The following is a 23,115-nucleotide window of genomic DNA, read 5'->3' as shown; positions in this document are numbered from 1 at the left end:
GGGAGAGCAATGCTCGGACGGAAATCATTGCCTGTAATCATAAGGCATCTGCTGCTTGCGCTGTTTGGAGCCGTGATGGCGTTCCCATTCTATTGGATGGTTACCAGCGGCCTCAAAACGAATACTGAGATTTGGCAGTTTCCGCCGACCTTCTGGCCCAAAGCTGCGAAATGGGTTAATTTCGCACAGGCTTGGCAGGCGGCGCCCTTCTGGCGTTACATGATGAACAGCATAGGCGTAGCTTGTGCGATTGCGTTCCTGCAGGTACTCAATTCCGGGATGATGGCGTACGCGCTGACCCATATGAAATTCCGGTTGAAAGGCATTCTGACCGCGGTCATTCTGCTTGGTTATATGGTTCCGAGCACGGCTGTCTATTTGCCAGGCTATATCATACTGGCGAAGCTGAACCTGCTCGATACCTATACCGGATTGATTTTGTCCAACTGTGTAAGTGTCTTCTCGATATTCTTAATCCGGCAAGCTTTTCTTCAGGTGTCGCATGAAATGGTGGAGGCCGGGCATATCGACGGAGCGTCACATCTGCGCATTTTATGGACCATTCTTGTTCCGCTTACACGCTCCTCGTTTGCCGTGCTGGTACTTATTACTTTCATTGAACAATACAACAACTATTTCTGGCCGATGCTGATCACCAAGAACCCCGATCTGCAGCTTGTATCGGCGGGACTGCGCAGCTTTTTCGTGGAAGGAGGTGCTTATGGATTGAAGTGGCCGCTCATTATGGCAGCCAGCTCATTCACCATTGCGCCGTTATTGCTTCTTTTTCTGCTGACGCAGAAGACCATTATGCAGAGTGTGAATTTATCCGCGGGTATCAACAAAGGTTGATTTAAATTAATCGAGTGGAGGAATGAACATGTTTTTGTTTAAAAAAGGGTTGGCTTTCGCGGTGGTATTGAGCTTTATCCTATTAACGGCGTGTGGAACAAACTCTGTACAAACGAACAAAACGGCTCAGGCGAACGAGACGACGGCAGCGGCTGCTAATCTGAAGCCCCAGGAAACAAAAGAGCCGGTGACGATTGAGTTCTGGTATGGACTGGGAGGCAAGCTTGGCGAAAATATGAAAACGCTGATTGATGAATTCAACGCATCGCAGAAGGAAGTTATTGTGAAAGGGGTCGTTCAAGCGGATTATTCGGAGACTGAGCAGAAGCTCCAGGCAGCCATTGCAGCGGGCAAGGTACCGGCGGCGGTCCTTTCTTCGAACGTCGAATGGGCGCGTAAAGGGTATTTCGCCCCTATGGACGAGATGATGAAGCAGTACCCGAATTACAATAAAGAAGATTTCGTACAAACCTTCCTGGCGCAGGGACAGGTGGATGGAAAACAGTACTTCATTCCTATGTACGGCACAACGCAGGTCATGTACTATCGCAAGGATCTTTTTAAAAAGTATGGCATTAAGGCGGAGGATTTGAAAACATGGGAAGATCTTGCGGCGGCAGCCGCAAAGATGACAGAGAAATCCAATGGAAAAACGACGATCTACGGCTGGGAGCCGATGTGGGGCAGAGATAATCTGATCGACGCGGTATTGAGTAAAGGCGGACGCATCCTCAGCGAGGACGGTAAAACCGTCATGATCGATTCGCCCGAGTGGGTCGAAACGTGGGATCTGTTCCGCAAGTGGATTCATGAGGACAATATCATGCGTATTCATTCCGGCGGCAATGGCTGGGAGTATTGGTATAAAACAATCGACGACGTTATGAAAGGCAAAGCGGCAGGTTATACAGGCTCGAGCGGCGATCAAGGAGATCTTGATTTTACTCAACTAGGGGCAATGGAGCAGCCGGGCTGGGAAGGAATCGGGGAAGGTAAACCGGTGGCAGGTGCGGTTATGGCCGGTATTCCGGCGAAAGCAAGCGACGAGGAGAAGCAGGCGGCGTTCAAATGGCTCTCGTTCTTCAACAATTCGAAAAATACGGCTTTCTGGTCGATGAAGACCGGCTATATTGCGGTTCGTCAATCGGCGCTTAAAGATCCGGCATTTATCACATACAGCGAGCAAAATCCGCAGAGCAAAATACCGCTTATGCAGGCAGCGCACGGTTCGGAGCCGTTCCAGGACCCTACCGGCGGAAAAATCAACGATGCGCTGAGCATCGCGGCGGACAAGGTGGAGATCGAGAATATTCCGGCAGCGGAGGCGCTTAAGGAAGCGAAAGAAGTCGCCCAAAAGGCGCTTGATAACATGAAGTAGGAGTGAGTGATGAAATGCCTGAACTCATTGTGGGTGAACGCAGCTGCGCCGTAACAGGCATTTTATTCGACAAGGATGGGACGCTGCTGGATTTTGTGTCAATGTGGGGCTGCTGGAGCGAGCATGTGCTGAACGGATTCAAGCAGCGGCTTGCGGCACTAGGACTTCAGCTGTCGATGACGGGCGGCCATTCTTCATTATGGGGAACGTTCCACAGTAAGGATGGCACCATCGTTGATTATGACCGGAACGGGCCGCTTGCTATGGGGACCATGGAAGAGCTCCATGCTCTGTTGATTTGGCAGGGCTACCGATCGGGGCTATCGTGGTCGGCAGCCAAGGAGCTTGTACACGCTTGCAGCGCGGCTGCAAACGAGGAGCTAAAGCGGGTTCGTCCCGCCAGGCCAATTACCGGGGTCGAAGCTTTGCTGAAAGCATGCCGCGCTCAGCGCATTCCGCTGGGCGTAGTTACCGCAGACGAGACGGCAGCGGCAGAGATGCATCTGGATTGGCTCGGTTTTCGTCATTATTTCGCGGCCGTCGTTGGTACGGATCAGGTGGAGCGGGGCAAGCCTTTCCCGGATATGATGGAGCTTGTCTGCCGTAAGCTGTCGATTGAGTGCCGGGAAGCGGCGGTCATCGGGGATACGAACGGAGATATGAGGATGGGCAAGGCGGCAGGAGCGAAGCTGTGTATCGCTCTCGGCCGGCCGGATTCCCCGGCAGCAGGATCGAATCATTTCCCCGATGCGGATCTTATCATTGATTCTTATCGGGAGATTCGGTTAGGAGGGATTCAGGGTGAAGACTGAGAGCGGATTAGGCTGGCTGTTCCTCGCGCTCGCGATAGCTCTGGAGCTTTCGGGAACCGTTTCGATGAAAATGTCCGAAGGGTTTACACGGCTGTGGCCTTCGGTGTGCATGTTTCTATTTTACGGCGCCAGCTTTACATTCTTGAATTATGCGCTCCATTATATGGACATGAGCGTCGCCTATGCGATATGGTCCGGCATTGGGATCGTATTGATCTCATTGGCGGGGGTGCTGCTGTTCGGTGAACGTCTTCCATCGGCATCGGTGATGTGGATTATTGTAATCGTCATTGGTGTGGTCGGTTTAAATCTAAGCTCTAGGGTCCATTAAGGGCTAGTTCCGGAAGGAGTGAGGCATCATTTATGAGTTACAGCGATAATAACGGACGACTGGAACGACCGCTCGCTGCTTTTCAGGTCATTACGGATACCCACGTGACGGACAAACCCGACCATGTATATAATCGGAATTTCGAACGGGCGCTGAAGGATATTATTGACAATGCCGATCGGAGCAGCGGCATCATGCATGTCGGTGATCTAACCGATCACGGTTTCATAGAGGAATATAGGGAACTGATCCGGATTATCGGGGAGAACAGTGAAGGGCTTCCGGAGATTTATTTTACCGTAGGTAATCATGACGTCGCTTTGGGGGACTGGCCGGCCAGACTGCGTAATTTTACAGCCTATACGGGCATGAAGGGTGCCTATCACGACCATTGGATAGATGGATTTCACTATATATTTCTGGGGACGGAGCAGGGTCTGGAGAAGTTCTGCCACTTGACGGAGGAGCAATTGACCTGGCTGGCCGCGAAGCTCGGCGAGGATGCTTCCGCAGATAAGCCGGTGTTCGTCTTCCTGCATCAGCCGCTTAAGAATACGGTCGCAGGCTCATTGGAGTCCCAGAACTGGTACGGCGTTGTGCAGGATGAGGACCTGAGGAACCTGCTGCACAGGTTCCCTCAGGCTATTATGTTTAGCGGGCACACTCATTGGCATCTGGAGGCCGGACACACGATGGTTGATGGCATGGGGCGCACGGCCACGATGTTTAATGCGGCATCTGTCGCCTATCTGTGGATCGATGAGGATGCTCATCTAGACGGAAGCCAAGGGTATTATGTTGAAATTTATCCGGATAAGGTTCTGGTGAGAGGGCGCGATTTTGTAACGGGCAGTTGGATAGAATCCGCACAATTCCAGGTCAATTATCCGGTTCGGATTAAAGTATAAACATGCTTGGTTAAAATAATAGCCCTATCCGCCGGAAAGACCGGTTGGTGGGGCTGTTTGTGATCTGACAAACGTAAGCGGTTAATGCGGCTGTAAGGTTTGTGACAACAAATATGTTATGATGATGTGGAAGATGCACACTAATTGCAGAGGAGATCAGGCTCTTGGCATTGGAAATTGAACGGAAGTTTCTGCTGGGTGAATTTCCCGGCACGTTAATTGGAAGTGGGAAATTACTCGTACAATCCGAGCAGCGGATCGAGCAGACCTATCTGGCCATTGATGAGAAGCAGGAGCTGCGCGTGCGGCGGATTACAGACCTCGCATCGGGTAGAGTCGAATATACGCACACCTTCAAGAACGGAAACGGTCTCAGCCGCGAGGAAATCGAATATTCGATTTCGGAAAGCATATATGGACAGGTTATTGGGGCTTTCCGCGCAGTGCCCCTCTCGAAGACTCGGGTAACGGCGTTATGGGGTGAAACCGTCATTGAAATTGACAGTTACGACCAGGTTGAGCTGATTGTTGCGGAAGTCGAGTTTGGCTCCGTGGAGGAAGCGCGGCTATTTGCTGCGCCGGAATGGTTCGGGGCGGACATTAGTGACAACAGGCAGTACAGCAACAAGACGGTCTGGCGCGAGCTTCAAAAGCAAAGCCAAAGCTCGGATGCGGAAGCCGCGAACAAGGGGAACTCGATCAATGCAGCCGGAGGAAACGGACATGTTTGACCCTACCGTTTTTGATAACTTGAAAGTAGCTTTCGAAAATCATGTTTACGATCTGGATAATTTGACCGAGCAGATCCATATCACCAACCGGATCGATCACTTGGAAATGTCAGTCATGTCCAGAGAGTTTGCTCTTGAATTCACCCTTGTCGAACAGAAGGAAATATCGGCGGAAATCCGGCTGCAGGCCTCCCTGAAGGATTTGGCGTCGGAGATACTTGAAGTTGAGGGTGAAAAGCCAGGCTGTACGCTGGTGCTGCGTTTCTCCCTGCCAATAAAAGATGTATCCGCACAGTGCAATCAAATCCAGGGTATCCTGCAGGAGATCTGGCAGCCGGACGTGGCACCCATTCAAACACTAAGCTTTGTTTTCGGGCAAGATCAGCCGATTTACCAGGATACAATTGAGATGAAGTTCAGCCGTAAAATTAACGAGGACCAAATGGGGGACATCACTGAATTGGTTGACCATGTGCTTCGAACGCTGACTGAATTAAATACCATATATGCACCCTTTTAGTGATTGCCGCCATGTTCTTTATTACCCGCAGGAAAATCGTCGAAAAAATGATCAAGAATAGAAAAGCGAACATATACTATTAACGAAGAAGGGTACAGTCAGCCCGTTCAAGGTGAGGGCAGCTACCTTTATCTTGTATACTTTAGGCTATTTAGTGAATAGCGTTCAGGAGCCGATGCCTATATGTGGTGTTGGCTCTTTTTCTATTTAGAACAGGGCGGGGGTGAACCGGATTGTGGCCAAACAAGAAGTCGTTATCGACGGCGAGACCTTAACGATCCGTGATGTTGTCAGGGTGGCGCGTAATAAGGTGCCTGTCCGGTTAAGTGGGAACAATGACGTGCGAATCAACAGAAGCAGGGAGTACGTCGACAAGCTGCTGGCAGATAAAAAGGTCGTCTACGGGCTTACCACCGGCTTCGGCAAGTTTAGCGACACTTATATTTCCAGCGGGGACTCCAAAATCCTGCAGCTAAACCTGATCAGAAGCCATGCTTGCGGAATCGGGGATCCGTTCCCGGAAGAAGTGGTCAGAGCTGTGATGCTCCTGCGAATTAATGCATTGTCATTAGGTTACTCGGGAATACGGCTCAGCGTCATTGAGACGATGATCGACATGCTCAACAAGGATGTCGTGCCGGTCATACCGGAAAAGGGTTCTCTTGGCGCGAGCGGCGATCTTGCTCCGCTCGCGCACCTTGTCCTTGTACTTATCGGTGAAGGAGAAGCTTGTTTCCAAGGGAAAAGGATGGATGGCGGAAAGGCTATGTCTCTGGCCGGCATTGCCCCGATTACGCTTGAAGCCAAGGAAGGACTGGCGTTAATTAACGGTACTCAGGTGATGACGGCCGTAGGCGCCATTGCTTGCTTCGATGCGGTCAACCTGGCGAGATGGGCCGATTGCGCCGCTGCCCTTACCTGCGAAGCTTTACTCGCGATACGGGATGCCTTCGATTCGGAAACGCATGAAATCCGTCCGCATAAGGGGCAGCAGTTAGTCGCTCGAAACCTCAGGCAGCTGACGCTGGGGAGCCAATTAATGACGAGGCAGGGGGAACGGAGAGTACAGGATCCTTACTCGCTTCGCTGCATTCCGCAGGTTCATGGTGCGAGTCGGGACGTACTCGCCTATGTGGCCGATAAGATCCAGATCGAAATCAATTCCGCAACGGATAACCCGCTAATATTCATCGATCAGGACCGGGTTATTTCCGGGGGGAATTTTCACGGGCAGCCAATTGCTTTAGCGATGGATTTTCTGGCGATTTGCATTTCCGAATTGGCCAATATTTCCGAACGGAGAATCGAGCGGCTGGTAAATCCGCATTTAAACGAAAAATTGCCGCCATTTCTAGCCAAATACGGCGGCATTCATTCCGGCTTTATGATCGCTCAGTATGCGGCCGCTTCGCTTGTTTCCGAGAACAAGTCTTTAGCGTATCCGGCCAGCGTCGATTCGATTCCCTCATCGGGGAACCAGGAGGATCACGTAAGCATGGGAACGATTGCCGCCCGCAAAGCAAAGCAGATTATCGGGAATGCTTATGCTGTCACTGCGATCGAATTGCTCTGCGCGGCGCAAGCGGTTGATTTCAGGGATGCCAAACAATTAGGCGCAGGAACGAGCTGGATTTATGCGAAATGCCGCGAGCATGTGCCGTTTCTGGAGCATGACCGCGTATTGTCTCACGATTTTAACAAGATATCGGATGTACTAAAGGCATCTGCTGCAGCTGAGGAGCTTGAAACAATCCTGTCCATTCAATAAAACGCTAAAGTGAGCTTGACGACTGGCTCATGACGAGAGTGAATTCTTTTACTGCCGGCGTTACTTCTTCAAAAGAATGCGCAATGATACCGATATCCCGCTCTATTCTTGGATGAGTATCTTTAACCACAAAATTGTGAGAAACAGAAGCCAGTGTGAAATTTGAAATAATGCCAATGCCCAAGTTGTTTTTAACCATGCTAATTAACGTATCGGCCGTTTGGACTGTCAGCTGCTCTTTAAGCGAGATATTTTGTTCTTGTAGTTTATTGGAAAGAGCTGTCTCGTGTCCGCCTTTGCAAAATATAAATTCATTCTGATAGTCATCGATATCAATCTTCGCTGCTTGCTGCAATGGATGATGTTCCGGGATTATTGCGACCATGTAATCATGGGTTAAGACTTTATATTCAAAGGCGTCGAATGGGGATGCAATGATCCCGATATCAACCGTTCGATCCCCTACCCATTCTTTGATTTGATTTGACGTTCCCTCCATTAACTCTATACGAACATGCGGATATTTTGCTCTGAATAAGGCGATCGTTTTAGGCAGCAGATTGGTCGATGCTGCAGGAAAGGACCCCACTTTTACCTTCCCTCTCAAAAGTTTATTTTCCCGGCTGGCAATTTCATAGATGTTGTTCTCGATCACTTTCATCTGCCTGGCCAAAACCAGAATTTCTTTCCCGGCGTCGGTAAGCATTAATCCATTATGTTTATCACGGATAAACAATTTTATATTTAGCGATGTTTCTAAATTTTTCAACGCTTTGCTTACGGCCGGCTGCGATATATACAACTCTCTGGAAGCTTCTGTAACATTCATTTTCTGTGCGACAATCATAAATATTCTGAGATTGTTCATATTCATATTTTCATGCATTCTCATAACCATTTAGTTATCTCCCTAATTCGAAATGGGTATTTCAGTTATATATAAATATAACATATGATTAAAAGCAACGAATGAACATTTTAAACGGTGAGGAGGAAACATTCCATGACTAACTACTCTCAAGAAGCCAGACTGTCGAAAACGTCAGCAGTCCGCGCCCCGCATACCTGGCGTATATGGACAGTATCCTGGATGGTAACGGCGGTCTTTATCCTCTCGAACTCCGCCACCCCGCTCTACGTGCACTGGCAGCGAGAGATGGGTTTTTCCAATGGTACGCTGACACTGGTATTTGCAGCTTACATCGTTGGCCTTCTGGCGGCGCTTCTTATCGCAGGCCAGCTCTCCGACCGGTTCGGACGCAAACCGGTGCTGTTCCCGGGTCTAATTGCAGCCGTTCTAGCCTGCCTCCTGTTCGCCACAGCGTCCTCAGTTGCCGTTCTTCTCGTCGCTCGTTTTCTGTCAGGCATTGCTGTCGGCGTAATTGTCTCGGCGGGCATGGCCTCGGTCGTGGATGTCGGAGGTACCGCTCAGAGGCAGTTGGCTTCGCTTGCAGCATCGGTCGCCATGGTGCTGGGTGCGGGACTCGGACCGCTTATCGGGGGAGTCTTAGCCGAGTTTCTTTCCCGGCCGGTCGTTCCGATCTTCTCGATTCAATTCGTGATCCTGGTCAGTGCCTTCTTCGTTGCAGGTTCCCTTCCATCAAGAAAGGTTAACTTCCAACAGTTGAACAACCTCCGTCTTCATATGCCAAGTGTGCCTGCGGCTAACCGCTTTCACCTTGCCTTCGGGATCGCCGTCTTCGCACCTGGCATCACGGCGACATCCTTCATATTATCGCTTGGCCCTTCGCTGCTCTCGAAGCTGCTCGCGGTAACGAGCCCCCTTGTCGCAGGCAGCACAGCCTGTGTCATGTTCCTGACGGCGACCGGCATTCAGTTTGCGCTCAAGAAATTACCCATCCGCACCATCTTCTTGATCAGCGCGGCGGCCACCATTCTGTCCATGATCTGTATGGCAGTGGCTGTCAATGCCAACGCTGCATTATTGCTTGTGTTTGCCGCTATTTTAGCTGGTGCCGGTCAAGGCCTCGGTCAGCTCGGAGGACTCACGCTTATCAGCCTTCATGTCCCGGAGCAGCGCAGAGCCGAGGCTAACTCCGTCCTGAATATTGGAGGCTACATCCCGGCCGCTCTCCTGCCCGTGTGCACGGGATACCTTATCGATTTTACGGGGCTGGCAACCGGGGCTGCGGTCTTTGCTGTCATCTTGGCTGCAGCAGCCGCTGCTGCTGCGCTATTCGTACGCTCACGGCTTTGGAGGGAGTAGAGCATGTTCGATTATTACGACGGTCATTACTGACCCGTCGATAGAGTCAAGATGCCCCTTGTGACCATCACAAGGGGTTATTTGGCATTAATCCATAATTATAACGATATGTATGTTATATTTTCTAACATAAAACGACTTAAAAAACTCATATACAATGAATAATTCATATTTTTCTGTTGACTTATGTTAGTAAACCTAACATAATAATTGTATACAATAGCTGTGTACAATTAAAAAAGCACTTAAAAAGGAGTGTTCTTCTGTTAGATAAAAAAATCAGCGAGGATCAAATTTATGAAATCCTCAAAGAGGCGATCTTTAACAGCGATCTTACACCGGGGACCCAATTGGTGGAGATGTCCCTTGCAGAGGCATTCGAGGTAAGCCGTACGCCGATACGCGCTGTTTTTCACCGTTTGAAATTCGAATCTCTGGTAAAGATTATTCCGAACAGAGGCGCGTTCGTCTACTGTCCCACACCGGAAGAGGCGGAGCACATTTTCAGCGTAAGAAAGCTTCTGGAGCCCGAAGCCGCAAGGTTGGCCGCTCTTCATGCAGGACAAGAAGATTTAGATAAAATGGAACAATTTCTGACACAAGAGAAAGAATATTACCTCAAACGCGACGAACGCAGCGCATTAAAGGCCATTGCCGAATTCCATCTCGCCGTTATCCATGCTTCCCGCAACGATTATCTGATTCGCTACCTGAGGGAACTGGTAAACCTGACCCATATCATACTTACGTTTTACGATACCGCAGATCCCGAATCGCCGGATTCGCCGGATGAACATAAAGCGATTTTTGAAGCAATCAGGAAAGGGGACGGTGATTTGGCCTATCGGCTGGCGAGCGATCATGTTGATTTTATCCGAAGCGAAATCGATTTTTCGAGGCAGTTAAACCATGCTCTCTCCGTTGAACAGGTCATTTCCAGGTACAGTCAGCGGCTGGTGGGCAAATAACTTTTGTTCAGAATTGTATACAATTTCAGTATACAATCCCGCGATTCAAGTAATAACCCAAAATTGAGGAGGATTACACATGAAAAACCGATTCAAACTCTTTACTCTTGCTGTTTTGTCGATAGGTTTGTTGGCAGGCTGCGGAAGCCAGGGCTCGGGTTCGAATCCACCCGCAGACACGGCTGCTGCGGCACCCGGATCCGGCACTGCCGGCGCTCTTGCGAAGATCAAGGAAAAAGGAGTGCTCGTAGTCGGCTCGTCCAACGATACTCCGTTCGCTTTCATCGATAAGGACAGCAAGGAATTTGTCGGCATTGACGCTGAGATTATTAAAGAAATTGCCAAACGGCTGGGTATCCCCAAGGTCGAGATGAAGGAAGTCAAATTCGAGAATCTCCTCCTTGAACTGAACAATAAAAACATTGATATGGTTACCGATGGCATGTATGTGAAGCCGGAACGGGAGAAGATCGCTTCATTTACAGACTATTGGTACAGAGAAGGGGAAGCGATCGTTGTCCGTAAGGATTCGGATATCAAAGGAATCGACGATCTGAAGGATAAAGTCGTTGGAGGGCAAAAAGGGATGACTTTCCTTGAGTACGCCCAGCAGCTGCAAAAAGAAGGCAAAATAAAAGAAGTGAAAATTTTCGGATCCCAGGCTGAATTGCTGCTCGCGACCAACACGCAAAAAATCGATGCAACCATTACGGACAGTGCAACGGCCGCCTATACCATTGCCCATGATCCATCGCTTTCGCTCAAACTCGTTTCCCCGTATACAGCGCACTACAGCGGAGATATCGGCGCCGCGGTCCGGAAGAACGATCAGGATTTGCTTGCAGCGGTCAACAAAGAACTGGAAATCTTGAAGAAAGAAGGCTTTGTTCTCAAGGTTCTTAAGAAATACGGACTGAATGAAGATAACATGGCTTCGAATAAGTAATGATGTGGAGGTGATGCGGTTGTGAATAATATTCATTTCATCACGGCTTTTGAGCAATTAACACCTTCTCTGTTAAAAGCGCTCTGGATCGTTATTTCTCTTGTTCTGGTCTCATTCACATTGGCCTTCGCCCTGGGGTTATTGATCGCCCTTGGCCGGATCGGCAAGAGTAAGGCTCTTAACCGGACGCTCATTGTTTTTATTGAAATTGTTAGGGGAACACCGCTGCTCGTTCAATTGCTCTATGTTTATTATGTTGTTCCCGAGATCATCAGCAGAATCGGCGCCATTTGGTATCCTGACTTTCACGTCAATTTCAGCGCCTTTACAGCAAGCGTTATCGGACTCGGCGTCAATTACGCATGTTATATGTCGGAAATATTCCGGTCGTCGATCAATGCGGTAGATAAGGGTCAGACCGAGGCGGCCCTGGCGCTCGGTTACACCCGCCGCAAAACGATGCGCCATATTGTATTCCCGCAATCGTTCCGGATTTCGCTTCCGCCCCTTGGCAACTATTTCATTATGATGACCAAAGACACTTCACTCTGCGCATTCATAACGCTGGGTGAAATTATACTCACGACACAGGCTTATACCTCCCAAACCTTCCTGACGATCGAGTCGTATACGCTTGCCGCGTTTGTCTACTTGATCGTGAGCGTCCCGCTGGGGCAGGGTGTCCGCATGCTGGAGAGGAGGCTCGGACGCCATGTCTAAAGTGATGATCGAAGTGGAGCAGCTGCGCAAAGCATTCGGGCCCAACGAGATTCTGAAAGGGATCAGCCTTCAGGTTCGACAAGGGGAGAAAGTGGTCATTATCGGGCCGTCCGGTTCGGGCAAATCCACCTTCCTCCGCTGCCTGAATTATTTAGAGCAGCCTACCTCGGGTACGGTGAAAGTCGAAGGACAATATTTTCAGGAAATCGGCCAAAAGTTCAATGAAAAACGTGTTGCGTCCCTTCGGATGGAGATCGGCATGGTATTCCAACGCTTCAATCTGTTCCCGACCATGACAGCTCTGGAGAATGTCATGGCGGCCCAAATAGACGTCCGCAGAAAATCGAAGGAAGATGCCAGGAAAACCGCGGAGAAATACTTGAAAAAGGTCGGGCTCGCGGAGCGGATGAATCATTATCCCAGCCAATTGTCGGGGGGACAGCAGCAGCGCGTGGCGATTGCCCGCGCACTCGCAATGGAACCGAAGGTCATGCTGTTCGACGAGGCAACCTCCGCGCTCGACCCTGAGCTGATCGGTGAAGTATTGAACGTGATGCGGGAAGTGGCCGAGGAAGGAATGACGATGGTTCTGGTCACCCACGAGATGAAATTTGCGGAAGAAATCGCAGACCGCGTTATCTTTATGGATGGCGGCGTTATCGTCGAGGAAGGCCCGCCGAAACAGTTTTTCACTAGTCCCAAGCATCAGAGAACGAGATCATTTATCCAGGCAGTGAATCATACTTCATGATGGCTAACCGGATAACCGATATCATTCAAATCATTGTCGGCTCGTTCATTTTTGCGGTCGGAATCAACAGCTTTGCCATTCCGAATGAATTGGCTGAAGGCGGCGTAATCGGTATCTCGATGGACTTGTATTACCTGTTCCAATGGTCTCCGGGAATCACATCTCTGCTGCTCAACACCGTCATTGTGTCTATCGGTTATAAATTGCTGGATAAACGGGTCACCTTGTATACGATTATCGCGATCGCGGTCAACTCCTATTTCCTGCATGTGACGAAAGGGATCGCCGTATATGCCGGAGAGACGATGCTCGGTACGGTATTTGCCGGAGTTCTAATCGGAATAGGGATAGGCATCATCATGCGTACGGGCGGAACAACCGGAGGATCGACGGTACTGGCGAAAATAACGAACCGGTACTTCGGCTGGAGCATCAGCTATTCTTTGTTATTTTTCGACCTGGTGGTCGTATTCGGCTCCTATTTCATCATCGGCGCCGAGAAAGTGATGTATACGATTATTTCACTTTACATCGGGGCCAAGCTTATTGATTTCATTGTTGAAGGTCTCAAATCGAGAAAAGCGGTCACGATTTTCCCGCTTTGAGGCTGAAATTGCCGCAGTGGTAAATGAAAAAATGCGCAGGGGCGTTACGATTTTCTCCGCCCGGGGCAATTTTTCGAAAGAGTCGAGGGATGTATTATATATCGTGATTAACAAGCAGGAATTGTTCCAGTTAAAGAAAATCGTTCATGGCATCGACGCCCATGCATTTGTAGTCATCCATGACGTCCGGGACGTATTCGGGCAGGGCTTTACTTTCCCAAACTCCCCATAATTTGTGGTCAAAGGAGAATATAACGATGGACAATGAGCGAAAATTCGTATCCGTTTCTTCCGAATTACCCGGTGTAAAAACAAGAGAGCTTCTGGGGAAGCGTAATCAGTATGTTTCCAAAGGCATCGGTTACAGCTATCCATTGTTTGTCGAGAAAGCGCAGGGCGCCACTTTGCAGGATGTGGACGGCAATGTGTTTCTTGATTTTGTCGGCGCGATCGGCACGATTAATGTGGGTCACTGTGCGCCGGAGGTGGTTGAAGCCATCAAGAAGCAAGCGGAGCAGTTCATTCATACCTGCTTTCATGTCGGCATGTACGAGCCTTATGTTGCGCTGGCGGAAAAGCTCGCACAAATAACGCCTGGAAGCTTCCCGAAGAAAGCCATGTTCGCGAACAGCGGGGCAGAGGCCGTCGAAAATGCAGTCAAAATCGCCCGGAAATATACGGGTAAGACGGGGATTGTATCCTTCACGCGCGGGTTTCACGGAAGAACATTACTGGGTATGTCGTTAACAAGCAAGGTTAAGCCTTATAAATATAAAATGGGCCCTTTCGCCCCTTCAACCTACAAAGCGCAGTATCCGTATCCCTTCGCGCGACCGGCTTCTATGACGGAGCAGGAATATGCGCAGTTCTGCGTGAATCAATTTGAAGATTTCCTTCTCACGGAAGCGGCTCCCGAGGAATTGGCCGCGGTTATCATGGAACCGGTTCAAGGAGAAGGAGGATTTATTGTACCCCCCAAGGCATTCGTGAAAGGCGTCTATGAAATATGCAGGAACAATAACATTCTGTTTATCGCCGATGAAATTCAGACCGGCTTCGGACGGACCGGGGAAATGTTCTGCAGCACATATTTCGATATCGAGCCGGACCTTATCACCCTGTCCAAATCGCTTGCGGCGGGGCTTCCAATCAGTGCGGTTGTCGGGAAAGCCGAGATCATGGATGCGCCGAATCCGGGTGAAATCGGGGGAACCTACGGAGGCAGTCCTCTTGGCTGCGCAGCCGCACTGGCCGTGATCGAGATCATGGAGCGCGAGGATCTGCCGGGAAGATCGCGGGTGATCGGCGATATAATCCGCAGTCATTTTACCTCGCTGCAGAAGGATTATCCGATTATCGGAGATGTACGCGGCTTGGGGGCGATGTGTGCGATCGAGCTTGTCGACCCCGACACTCGGAAGCCGGCCAAAGAATTTGTGGCGAAGATGATCAAAGCCTGCTATGAGAAAGGCGTGATCCTGCTGAGCGCAGGCGTTCACGGAAACGTCATCCGTTTTCTCACGCCGCTTGTCATAACGGATGAGCAGCTGCAGGAAGGCTTGGATATTATGAGTGAAGTGCTGGAGCAGCTGTATGCGCCGGTCGCCCAGCATTAGCCAATCGCGGAGAAGGAGGTTGCTTAATGAAGAAGCATCTGTTCATTAATGGGGAATGGGTTGAAGCGGCAGCGTACATAACGCTGTATTCCCCCTATTCGAAAGAGCCGATCGCTCAAGTACCGGATGCTAACCTGGATGAAACCGAACGGGCAATCGAAGCGGCCGTCCGCGCCAAATCGGTAATGAGAAAGCTGCCGGCACACAGGCGGGCAGGCATACTGGAAAGGTTGTCAGTACTGCTGGACCAGCGAAGGGAAGAAGCGGCCCGGATTATTGCCCTTGAAGCTGCGAAACCGCTCAAAACGGCATTGGCGGAAGTTGACCGGACGGTTCAAACCTACAAATTCGCCTCCGAAGAGGCGAAGCGGATTCACGGAGAAACAATTCCGCTCGATGCGGCGCCGGGGGGAGAAGGACGCTTCGCCTACACGATAAGAGAACCGATAGGTGTGGTCGGCGCCATTACGCCGTTCAACTTCCCAATGAATCTGGTCGCCCACAAAGTCGGTCCCGCCATCGCTTCCGGCAATACCATCGTGCTTAAGCCGGCGGAGCAAACCCCGCTCTCCGCTTATTTTCTTTGCGAGCTGCTCGAGGAAGCGGGGCTTCCTGCCGGCGCATTGAACGTTGTAACCGGAGACGGTAAATTGATCGGCGACAAGATCGTTTCGGACCCGCGGGTCAATATGATCACTTTTACAGGAAGTCCCGGCGTGGGCATCGGGATTCGCGGCAAGGCCGGATTAAAGCGTGTGACGCTGGAGCTCGGTTCGAATTCGGCTGTAATTATTGACAGGGAAGTTAATGTTGATCCGATCGTAGCCCGCTGCGTGGCAGGCGCTTACTCCTTCCAGGGACAGGTATGCATCTCGCTGCAGCGTATTTACGTGGTTGAGGAGCTGTATGAGGAGTTTACCCAGAAGTTTGCGGCTGCAGCGAAGCAATTAAAAATCGGAGATCCGCTAAGCGAGGAGACGGACGTATCCGCCTTGATCAGAGAGCGGGATGTGCAGCGCTCGCTCGACTGGATTGACGAAGCATGCCGGCAGGGGGCTTCAGTCGCTCTTGGAGGGACGGCGGACGGAGGGATTTTGATGCCGACGGTTCTCCTCGATGTCGACCCCGCCGCCCAAGTATCCTGCAAGGAGGTATTCGCTCCGATCGTGCTCATTAATAAAGTCCGCTCGGTGGAGGATGCGATTGCTCTTGTGAACGATTCCGATTACGGCCTGCAGGCGGGAATTTATACCGAGAACGTACGGACGGCATTGGATGCGGCGGATAACCTTCATGTGGGCGGCGTCATGATCAACGATATCCCCACATTCAGAGTCGATCATATGCCGTACGGCGGTGTAAAGCAGAGCGGCATGGGCCGTGAGGGATTGAAGTATGCGGTGGAAGAAATGACCGAACTTAAGCTGGTTGTCATTAACCGAAATTAATGTGAACTGGGTGCAGAACAAGCATAAGAACCGGGAGCGATGAAACGAATCGTTACGGGTACTTATGCTTTCCTTTAAATTTATATCCGATAAATCCTATTGAATATATCGGATAAGATATTGACTAGCCAATGCAACAAATGATTGAATCGGTATTACGTTTTACTTAAAGCCCGGGCGCCTTAAACTGTGAGTGTCGGATTATCTCAGGTGATAAGCGCGTTTCGATCCATATAATGGATGGTAACAATGTTTACGGGGAAAATAACAGAAAAAATATGGAGTGGGGAACAGAAAATGAGAAAATCTTGGATTACAGTGGCAATACTTATTATGGTTGCTTCGCTTGTTCTTTCGGCGTGCGGCCAAAAAACCGCCGACAACAAAGGAGCCGGTTCGGGTCAGGCGAACACGGGTCAAACCGATACGCAGCAACCGGCAGCCAAGAATCTGCTCGAAACGATTAAAGTGAGCGGCAAGATCCGCATCGGCACGGAAGGCACGTACGCACCGTTCACTTACCACGATAAAGACGGCAAGCTTACCGGCTTCGATGTGGAAATCGCGCAGGAAATTGCCAAACATATGGGCGTTGAGCCGGAATTTATTGAAACGAAGTGGGACGGCATGTTTGCAGGACTGGATTCCAAACGGTTCGATGTTGTCATCAACGAAGTGTCCATTAAAGAGGACCGGAAAGTGAAATATGATTTCTCCGACCCTTACATCGTTTCGAAAGCTGTTCTAATCGTTAATGAAGATAATACGGATATTAAAAAACTGTCCGATCTTAAGGGGAAAAAGGCAGGCCAGTCCTTAACGAGCAACTTGTCGGATATTGCCAGAGAAAACGGAGCGACGATTGTTCAGACCGACGGTTTCAACCAGGCGATCGATCTGCTTCTGTCCAAACGGATCGATGCGACAGTCAACGACGGACTTTCCTACCTGGATTTCAAAAAACAAAGACCGGATGCCAAGATCAAGGTTGCTGCCGAGACGGATGTAGCTACTCCAAGCGCTGTCTTGATCAACAAGGGCAATCCTGAGTTAGTGGATGCCATCAACAAGGCGCTGGCCGAGATGAAAGCCGATGGAACTTATTTGAAAATCTCACAGAAATACTTCGGTGCAGACGTTTCGAAGTAATCAGGCAAAGGTAGCTACTTATGAGCGATAGAACGGAAAGACTAATTCACATCTTTATCGAATCCTTTCTACCCCTGCTTAAGGCAGGGGTAGCTTTTACGATTCCGCTTACGCTGATTTCTTTCGTGCTTGGGTTTGCGCTGGCCTTTCTAACTGCGCTTGCCCGGCTTTCCAGCTTAAGGATTCTCGTAGAAACCGCCAGATTCTATGTCTGGGTCATTCGGGGTACGCCGCTTCTGGTGCAATTATTCATTATCTTCTATGGGCTGCCGAGCATCGGTGTCGTTATTGATGCCTTTCCCGCGGCGGTTATCGGATTCTCGATCAGTGTAGGAGCTTACGGCTCCGAAATTATTCGCGCGGCGATTGTCTCGATAGGTAAAGGTCAGTGGGAGGCAGCCTATTCCGTCGGCATGACCCGCTCGCAGGCGCTGCGCCGGGTTATTTTGCCGCAAGCGGCGCGTGTTTCCGTCCCTCCGCTGGGAAACTCATTTATCAGCCTGTTAAAGGACACATCGCTTGCGGCGGCCATAACGATGCCGGAGATGTTCCAAAAAGCCCAGCAAATCACAGCGTACTACTATGAACCGATGTTGTTGTACTGTGAAGCGGCATTAATCTATTTGATATTCAGCACTGTCCTCTCAGCCTTGCAGCGGCGGCTCGAGAAGCGGTTTGAAAGATATTCCGCCAGGTAGGGGACAAAGGAGAATCCTATGATTCAAATTTCAAATCTGAAATTAAGCTTCGGGAAGCATGAGGTGCTTCGCGGCATTGACCTTGCTATTGAGAAGGGACAAGTTCTCGTCATTATCGGCCCTTCCGGCTCCGGGAAAACGACCCTGCTCCGAAGCATAAATCTGCTGGAGATGCCGACTGAAGGTACTCTTGCCATCGGAAGCTCCAGCCTCACGTTCAGCCCTCAAACCAAACCGAATACGGCGGAAATACTGGCTTTTCGCAGGCAGACCGGCATGGTGTTCCAATCTTATAATCTCTTCCCGCACCGGACAGCGCTGCAGAACGTGATGGAGGCGCAGGTAGTCGTGCAGAAGAAGGCTAAGGACGAGGCGCAAACCCGGTCGATGGAGCTTCTGCGTAAGGTTGGTTTGGAGGAAAAGGCCGACTCCTATCCGCATGAACTGTCGGGCGGACAGCAGCAGCGGGTCGGCATTGCCCGCGCGATGGGTATCGATCCTACGCTGCTGCTCTTCGATGAACCAACGTCGGCGCTCGACCCCGAATTGGTCGGAGAGGTTCTGAAGGTCATCAAGGAGCTGGCAAGTGAAGGGATGACGATGGCTATCGTTACCCACGAGATGAAATTTGCCAGTCAAGTGGCGGACCGGATCGTCTTCATGGACAATGGTCTGATCGTTGAGCAAGGGCCGCCGGAGCAAGTGCTGGAACGGCCAAGCCAGGAACGTACCCGCCTGTTTCTGTCGCGGCTGAATGAATCGGTCGTGGGGGTAAATGAGTGAAAACCGCTTATTGTCATGAAATTACGTGACAACAAGCGGTTTTTTCATGTACATGAGCGGTTCCCGGTATCACCTCGATTTGGTGTCCACCTCTGAGCCCGGGAGCGGCACCCAAATTATTGGTTCACGGTTTCGGGGGCATTCGAAGGGACAGGGGCAGCGTCTTTCGCCTCCTTCTTCTCTCTAAAGGAATACCAGCCCAAAGCTGCGAAATAAAAGATGCCTTCCAGGGCGGTAATGAAGAAACTGACCGGCGCATTGGTATAATACCCGAGCGTAAGTCCGAGCCAAACCCCTAATACCGCGAGCCCTGCGGAACAAAAGACCATTTTGGCAACCGATTGAGTCAAATATCGCGCAGTGGCGGCAGGCGTCGTCATGAGGGTAAAAACCAGAAGAGCTCCGACGATTTGTATCGCTTCCGCCACCGCTACGGACAAGAGCAGCAGAAACCCGATGGATATGAACCGGATTGGCAGGCCAGCCGCTTGAGCGCCAAGAGGATCGAAAGAATCGAATTTCAGCATCCGGTAACCTGCGGCCAGCACCAGCATCACAACGAAAGATAGCGAGGTCAGCTCCCACACATCCTGCGTGCTAATCCCGACGACGCTGCCGAAGAGGATGGAGAACATTGTGTTCGCTTGCCTGCTGGATAAGGAGAGAAAGAGAAGCCCAAAGCCTAAAAATATACTCAATACGACACTGATCGATACATCTCTACGAAAGACTTTAATGCCCATTCGCCCTATCGCAAGCGCGCTGGATACGGTGAACATCAATAAACCGGAAAGCGGGTTCCATCCCATATAAACGGCAAACGCCGCCCCGGAAAATCCGATGTGCGAGAATGTATGGGCGATGAACGACAAGTTTCGGGCAATGACGAAGACGCCGATGACTCCGCACATGACGGCGACAAGCGTGCCTGCCTCGAAAGCATGCCGCATGAAGTCATAATGAAACATAAAATGAAACCTCCTTAGGTCATGCTGCTTGATTACTCTGCCTCACCGTGATAACAAATCGGCGCCGCGCCTTCTTTGCCCGAAGAAAGAACGACCAGTCTTGAATCAACCTTCATCACTTCCACAGGGTTTCCGTACAGTCGACTGAGCACGTCCGTCTTCATGACCTCTTCTACAGTTCCTTGTGCATAATGCCCGCGAGTCAAATATAAAATGCGGTCGGCATATCTGGCGATCAGGTTAATATCGTGGCTGATAAACAGCACGCTGACATTTTGTTCGCGGCAGATGCGGCCGACTACCGAAGCCATCTGCTCCTGCGCTCCGGGATCCAGATTGGAGGTCGGCTCGTCCAGCAGCAAAATTTTCGATTTCCGAACAAGCGCCTGGGCCAAAAAAATACGCTGCCGTTCACCACCGGACAATTTGCCGAGAGGCTGCTTGGCCAAATGAAAGGCATCGGTAAGCCGGAGCGCTTCCGATATGGCTTCGCGGTCCTTGGGCGTCGACCAGAACCGGTACCGATGGGGGAGACCGAGACTGATAAAGTCTTCCGCCGTCATCGGAATTTCCGGGTCGATTTGCCGGGATTGGGGAACATAACCGATTGCCGAAGACGGCACCGGTTGATGTTCCTCATCTTGGAATGAGATCAGACCTTTAGTCGGCTCAAGCATGCCTAACAGTACCCGAAACAGAGTCGTTTTGCCGGCGCCGTTCGGTCCGATAATTCCCATAAACTGCCCTTGTTTGATTGAGAACGAAATATGATTCAAAATCGATTTGCCGTTCAGATGAACACTGACATCCTGTACCGCCAATTCACACCCCATGATGAATCTTCCTTCCTGCTCATGATGATACGGCTTCTCTTATATTAACATGATCCCGGAAAAGAAAAGAAACTCTCCCTTTAAGCCTTAAAGAGAGAAGTTCCGATTGGTATGTTTATTGATAACTTATTTAATGCCAAGAGCGTGCTGAACTTCAGTTAACTGGTCCGTCATCCATTTCAAGTAGTCTTTTCCCTGAGGCTCCGTTTCCGTAACTTGTACGACAGGCACTTGATTGGCGTTTGCAGCATCGACAATTGTTGCTACCGTCGGACTTTCGGCTTGCGTATTTTGCACGAACAGCTTCACTTTCTTTTCTTTCAAAGCATCTTGAAGCGCGGCGACATCTCCAGGGGCAGGGTCTGCTTCCTCTTCAATCGCTTTGGCAAATCCAGGGTCAATAACATTCAGATTAAGAGCGGCGGCCATGTAATCAAAGACCGGCTCGGAGACGGCAATATCCACGGGAGAAGCCTGCTTCAGCTTAGCGACAAGATCCATAAGAGGCGCGAGGCTGTTTTTATATTCTTGTGCGCGTTTCTTAAAGGCGTCAGCCTGTGAGGGATCAATTTTGCCGAGCCCACCCGCGAGCGCATCCGCCAGCTTCGGCATGGATTCAGGGATGTACCAGACATGCGGGTTGTCCCCATCCTTTTTACCAAGCAATCCTTCGCCCAGGTTGATGACAGTCTTAGGTGACGAATTGGCCGTTACCAGTTTATTCATCCATTCGTCGTAGCCGATACCGACGTACACGATTACTTGTGCGTCGCTTACTTCTTTGGAAGTTTGCGCAGTCGGCTCGAAGTCGTGAGGATCGGCATTGGGATTCGTAATCACTGAGGTAACCTCTACGCTGTCGCCGCCTACGGCAGAAGCCACTTCACCAAGAAAATTTTCCGCTGCGACGATTTTGATTTTCCCGGTTGGAGAACTGCCAGCCGCATTTGTTTTCGTCACCGCAGAGCCGCAGCCCGATAGAAGCAGGGCAAGAGCCATGAGTGCAGCGAAGCAAGACAGTCTTATTTTTGAGCGCAGCATCGTTGTTTGTACTCCCATTTCTTCTCCTCCAGTATACAATCTCTAGTATGAAGTTCGTAATAATTACGATGAATTAATGGTAGTCCTTATCATTAGACCTGTCAAGATTGTAACTGTGTCAAGTTTGTTACTGTCACGTTAAGAGAAACGAAAAAAAGCGCCTGAAGAAAGACGCTCGATGAATGTGTTAAGATAGGAAAGGAACGAACAATAGGCTATGTTCGGTATTTCAGCAAGCTCTTACCGAATACATGTTAAACAATCTGGTGCGATGGGGATGGAGACATTTTATGAAAGATATTCTTAGTAAATATTGTGTTAAGACGTTCGGTTCTACGAATGTTGTTACTGAAATCGGTCAGGTTACAAAGGTTGCCAGCAGGACGATTCATGTCGATTGGGGCATGAAAACTTGGATTTACCAAAATAAAGATTTTCGCTGGGTTCCGCTAACGAAAGAAGAGTTTGAAAAAAAATATAAGAAAGCTAAATTTTCTGAAGACGCTCTAAAGAGAGCATTAGTTTTAGGCTTGGACATTAAATGACCTGTCAAAGGAAATGATGTGGTAAAAGCGGAAGCAACCTCAGCAGCGCGATATTACCGTTTCAGTAAATCTTCCCTCACGGGCGTAAATACATCCAGCAGGGCCGAGCTTTCGAGCGCGGTCACGCCGTGCTTGGCCCCGCTTGGAATATAGATGGTGTCACCCTCCTGCAGCACCGTCTCCACGCCCTCGATGCGGAAAGCGATTTTCCCCTTCATGCAGTAACTCATCTGTTCATGAACATGGCAGTGCTCATACCCCTCGGCCCCCGGTTCAAAATGCACTTCCATCATCATTAACGTCCCTACGGCTTGTTTAATGCACCGTCGGACACCCGGTTCGGCATTTTCCCATACACCCAAATTACTCATCCTTATCTCCTCCTCTAACGGCATTTTAACTCACCTTCCCGTAAAAATCCGTCCTATCTCAAAACTCCTAAAGAAAACACAAAAAAACATAAAATCACTGGCGGACGTTCAGTCCGGCATCGGCGATACAATGACAACACGGAAAG

General features: G+C 50.1%; 24 protein-coding genes and 1 pseudogene. 20 read left to right on the top strand and 5 right to left on the bottom strand.

Annotation, left to right across the window (positions count from 1 at the left end; translation table 11 throughout):
• The first annotated feature begins 9 nt into the window (after positions 1-9).
• From KZ483_RS25050 to hutH, 8 genes are all read left to right on the top strand, one after another.
• Positions 10-852 (top strand): carbohydrate ABC transporter permease, encoded by an 843-nt coding sequence (locus KZ483_RS25050; RefSeq protein WP_220350262.1) that lies wholly within the window; start codon positions 10-12, stop codon positions 850-852.
• Positions 853-880: 28 nt separating this feature from the next.
• Entirely contained in the window at positions 881-2,230 is a 1,350-nt protein-coding gene (locus KZ483_RS25045) for an ABC transporter substrate-binding protein (protein ID WP_220350261.1), read from the top strand.
• Positions 2,231-2,244: 14 nt separating this feature from the next.
• The gene (locus KZ483_RS25040) at positions 2,245-3,042 is read left to right on the top strand and encodes an HAD family hydrolase (protein WP_220350260.1); all 798 of its coding nucleotides are present in this window, start codon (positions 2,245-2,247) and stop codon (positions 3,040-3,042) included.
• Positions 3,032-3,373, top strand: a complete 342-nt coding sequence (locus KZ483_RS25035) for a DMT family transporter (protein WP_220350259.1) — start codon at positions 3,032-3,034, stop codon at positions 3,371-3,373. The genes KZ483_RS25040 and KZ483_RS25035 overlap by 11 nt, the downstream gene beginning before the upstream one ends.
• Positions 3,374-3,405: 32 nt before the next feature.
• Positions 3,406-4,281 carry a metallophosphoesterase family protein gene (locus KZ483_RS25030; protein WP_220350258.1) on the top strand — a complete coding sequence of 292 codons (876 nt, stop codon included), beginning with the start codon at positions 3,406-3,408 and terminating at the stop codon, positions 4,279-4,281.
• Positions 4,282-4,445: 164 nt separating this feature from the next.
• Positions 4,446-5,012: a CYTH domain-containing protein gene (locus KZ483_RS25025; protein ID WP_258881412.1), complete on the top strand. Its 567-nt coding sequence runs from the start codon at positions 4,446-4,448 to the stop codon at positions 5,010-5,012.
• Positions 5,005-5,532, top strand: a complete 528-nt coding sequence (locus tag KZ483_RS25020) for a hypothetical protein (RefSeq protein ID WP_220353668.1) — start codon at positions 5,005-5,007, stop codon at positions 5,530-5,532. The genes KZ483_RS25025 and KZ483_RS25020 overlap by 8 nt, the downstream gene beginning before the upstream one ends.
• 232 nt (positions 5,533-5,764) lie before the next feature.
• On the top strand, positions 5,765-7,300 hold the full coding sequence (hutH, locus tag KZ483_RS25015) for a histidine ammonia-lyase (protein WP_220353667.1): 1,536 nt from the start codon (positions 5,765-5,767) through the stop codon (positions 7,298-7,300).
• A 4-nt stretch (positions 7,301-7,304) separates the two neighbouring features.
• Here hutH and KZ483_RS25010 read toward each other — a convergent pair whose 3' ends face one another.
• Positions 7,305-8,198 carry a LysR family transcriptional regulator gene (locus KZ483_RS25010; RefSeq protein WP_258881410.1) on the bottom strand — a complete coding sequence of 298 codons (894 nt, stop codon included), beginning with the start codon at positions 8,196-8,198 and terminating at the stop codon, positions 7,305-7,307.
• Positions 8,199-8,303: 105 nt separating this feature from the next.
• Here KZ483_RS25010 and KZ483_RS25005 point away from each other — a divergent pair, with 105 nt between their 5' ends.
• The 11 genes and pseudogenes from KZ483_RS25005 (at position 8,304) to KZ483_RS24955 (ending at position 19,211) form a co-directional block, all read left to right on the top strand.
• Positions 8,304-9,527, top strand: coding sequence for an MFS transporter (locus tag KZ483_RS25005; protein ID WP_220350257.1), 1,224 nt, complete (start codon positions 8,304-8,306; stop codon positions 9,525-9,527).
• 179 nt (positions 9,528-9,706) lie between these two features.
• Positions 9,707-10,495 carry a GntR family transcriptional regulator gene (locus tag KZ483_RS25000; protein ID WP_220350256.1) on the top strand — a complete coding sequence of 263 codons (789 nt, stop codon included), beginning with the start codon at positions 9,707-9,709 and terminating at the stop codon, positions 10,493-10,495.
• A 79-nt stretch (positions 10,496-10,574) separates the two neighbouring features.
• Positions 10,575-11,441 (top strand): substrate-binding periplasmic protein, encoded by an 867-nt coding sequence (locus tag KZ483_RS24995; protein ID WP_220350255.1) that lies wholly within the window; start codon positions 10,575-10,577, stop codon positions 11,439-11,441.
• Positions 11,442-11,462: 21 nt separating this feature from the next.
• Positions 11,463-12,161, top strand: coding sequence for an amino acid ABC transporter permease (locus KZ483_RS24990; RefSeq protein WP_220350254.1), 699 nt, complete (start codon positions 11,463-11,465; stop codon positions 12,159-12,161).
• A 4-nt stretch (positions 12,162-12,165) separates the two neighbouring features.
• Complete coding sequence (locus tag KZ483_RS24985; RefSeq protein ID WP_220353665.1) at positions 12,166-12,912, top strand: amino acid ABC transporter ATP-binding protein; 747 nt, start codon at positions 12,166-12,168, stop codon at positions 12,910-12,912.
• A pseudogene (locus KZ483_RS24980) lies at positions 12,912-13,749 on the top strand (YitT family protein). The gene KZ483_RS24985 and the pseudogene KZ483_RS24980 overlap by 1 nt, the downstream one beginning before the upstream one ends.
• Positions 13,750-13,774: 25 nt before the next feature.
• A complete protein-coding gene (gene gabT, locus KZ483_RS24975; RefSeq protein WP_220350253.1) occupies positions 13,775-15,133 on the top strand; it encodes a 4-aminobutyrate--2-oxoglutarate transaminase in 1,359 nt (452 codons plus the stop codon).
• A gap of 26 nt (positions 15,134-15,159) precedes the next feature.
• Entirely contained in the window at positions 15,160-16,581 is a 1,422-nt protein-coding gene (locus KZ483_RS24970; RefSeq protein ID WP_220350252.1) for an aldehyde dehydrogenase family protein, read from the top strand.
• Positions 16,582-16,878: 297 nt separating this feature from the next.
• Positions 16,879-17,730, top strand: a complete 852-nt coding sequence (locus KZ483_RS24965) for an amino acid ABC transporter substrate-binding protein (protein WP_220350251.1) — start codon at positions 16,879-16,881, stop codon at positions 17,728-17,730.
• Between the two features lie 20 nt (positions 17,731-17,750).
• Positions 17,751-18,428, top strand: a complete 678-nt coding sequence (locus tag KZ483_RS24960) for an amino acid ABC transporter permease (protein WP_220350250.1) — start codon at positions 17,751-17,753, stop codon at positions 18,426-18,428.
• A gap of 18 nt (positions 18,429-18,446) precedes the next feature.
• Positions 18,447-19,211 (top strand): amino acid ABC transporter ATP-binding protein, encoded by a 765-nt coding sequence (locus KZ483_RS24955; RefSeq protein WP_220350249.1) that lies wholly within the window; start codon positions 18,447-18,449, stop codon positions 19,209-19,211.
• 116 nt (positions 19,212-19,327) lie between these two features.
• Here the strand turns inward: KZ483_RS24955 and KZ483_RS24950 are convergent, their stop codons facing one another.
• From KZ483_RS24950 to KZ483_RS24940, 3 genes are all read right to left on the bottom strand, one after another.
• Positions 19,328-20,179 (bottom strand): metal ABC transporter permease, encoded by an 852-nt coding sequence (locus tag KZ483_RS24950; protein ID WP_220350248.1) that lies wholly within the window; start codon positions 20,177-20,179, stop codon positions 19,328-19,330.
• Positions 20,180-20,211: 32 nt separating this feature from the next.
• Complete coding sequence (locus tag KZ483_RS24945) at positions 20,212-21,012, bottom strand: metal ABC transporter ATP-binding protein (RefSeq protein WP_220350247.1); 801 nt, start codon at positions 21,010-21,012, stop codon at positions 20,212-20,214.
• A gap of 126 nt (positions 21,013-21,138) precedes the next feature.
• Positions 21,139-22,071 (bottom strand): metal ABC transporter solute-binding protein, Zn/Mn family, encoded by a 933-nt coding sequence (locus tag KZ483_RS24940; protein WP_258881409.1) that lies wholly within the window; start codon positions 22,069-22,071, stop codon positions 21,139-21,141.
• 272 nt (positions 22,072-22,343) lie between these two features.
• Here KZ483_RS24940 and KZ483_RS24935 point away from each other — a divergent pair, with 272 nt between their 5' ends.
• A complete protein-coding gene (locus KZ483_RS24935; protein WP_220350246.1) occupies positions 22,344-22,598 on the top strand; it encodes a hypothetical protein in 255 nt (84 codons plus the stop codon).
• A 53-nt stretch (positions 22,599-22,651) separates the two neighbouring features.
• Here KZ483_RS24935 and KZ483_RS24930 read toward each other — a convergent pair whose 3' ends face one another.
• On the bottom strand, positions 22,652-22,969 hold the full coding sequence (locus tag KZ483_RS24930; RefSeq protein WP_220350245.1) for a cupin domain-containing protein: 318 nt from the start codon (positions 22,967-22,969) through the stop codon (positions 22,652-22,654).
• Between the last annotated feature and the right edge of the window lie 146 nt (positions 22,970-23,115).

The sequence above is a fragment of the Paenibacillus sp. sptzw28 genome (assembly GCF_019550795.1).
Classification (GTDB): Bacteria; Bacillota; Bacilli; order Paenibacillales; family Paenibacillaceae; genus Paenibacillus_Z.
The sequence above is the reverse complement of the archived record's forward strand: the minus strand, read 5'-3'. Positions and strand labels throughout refer to the sequence as shown.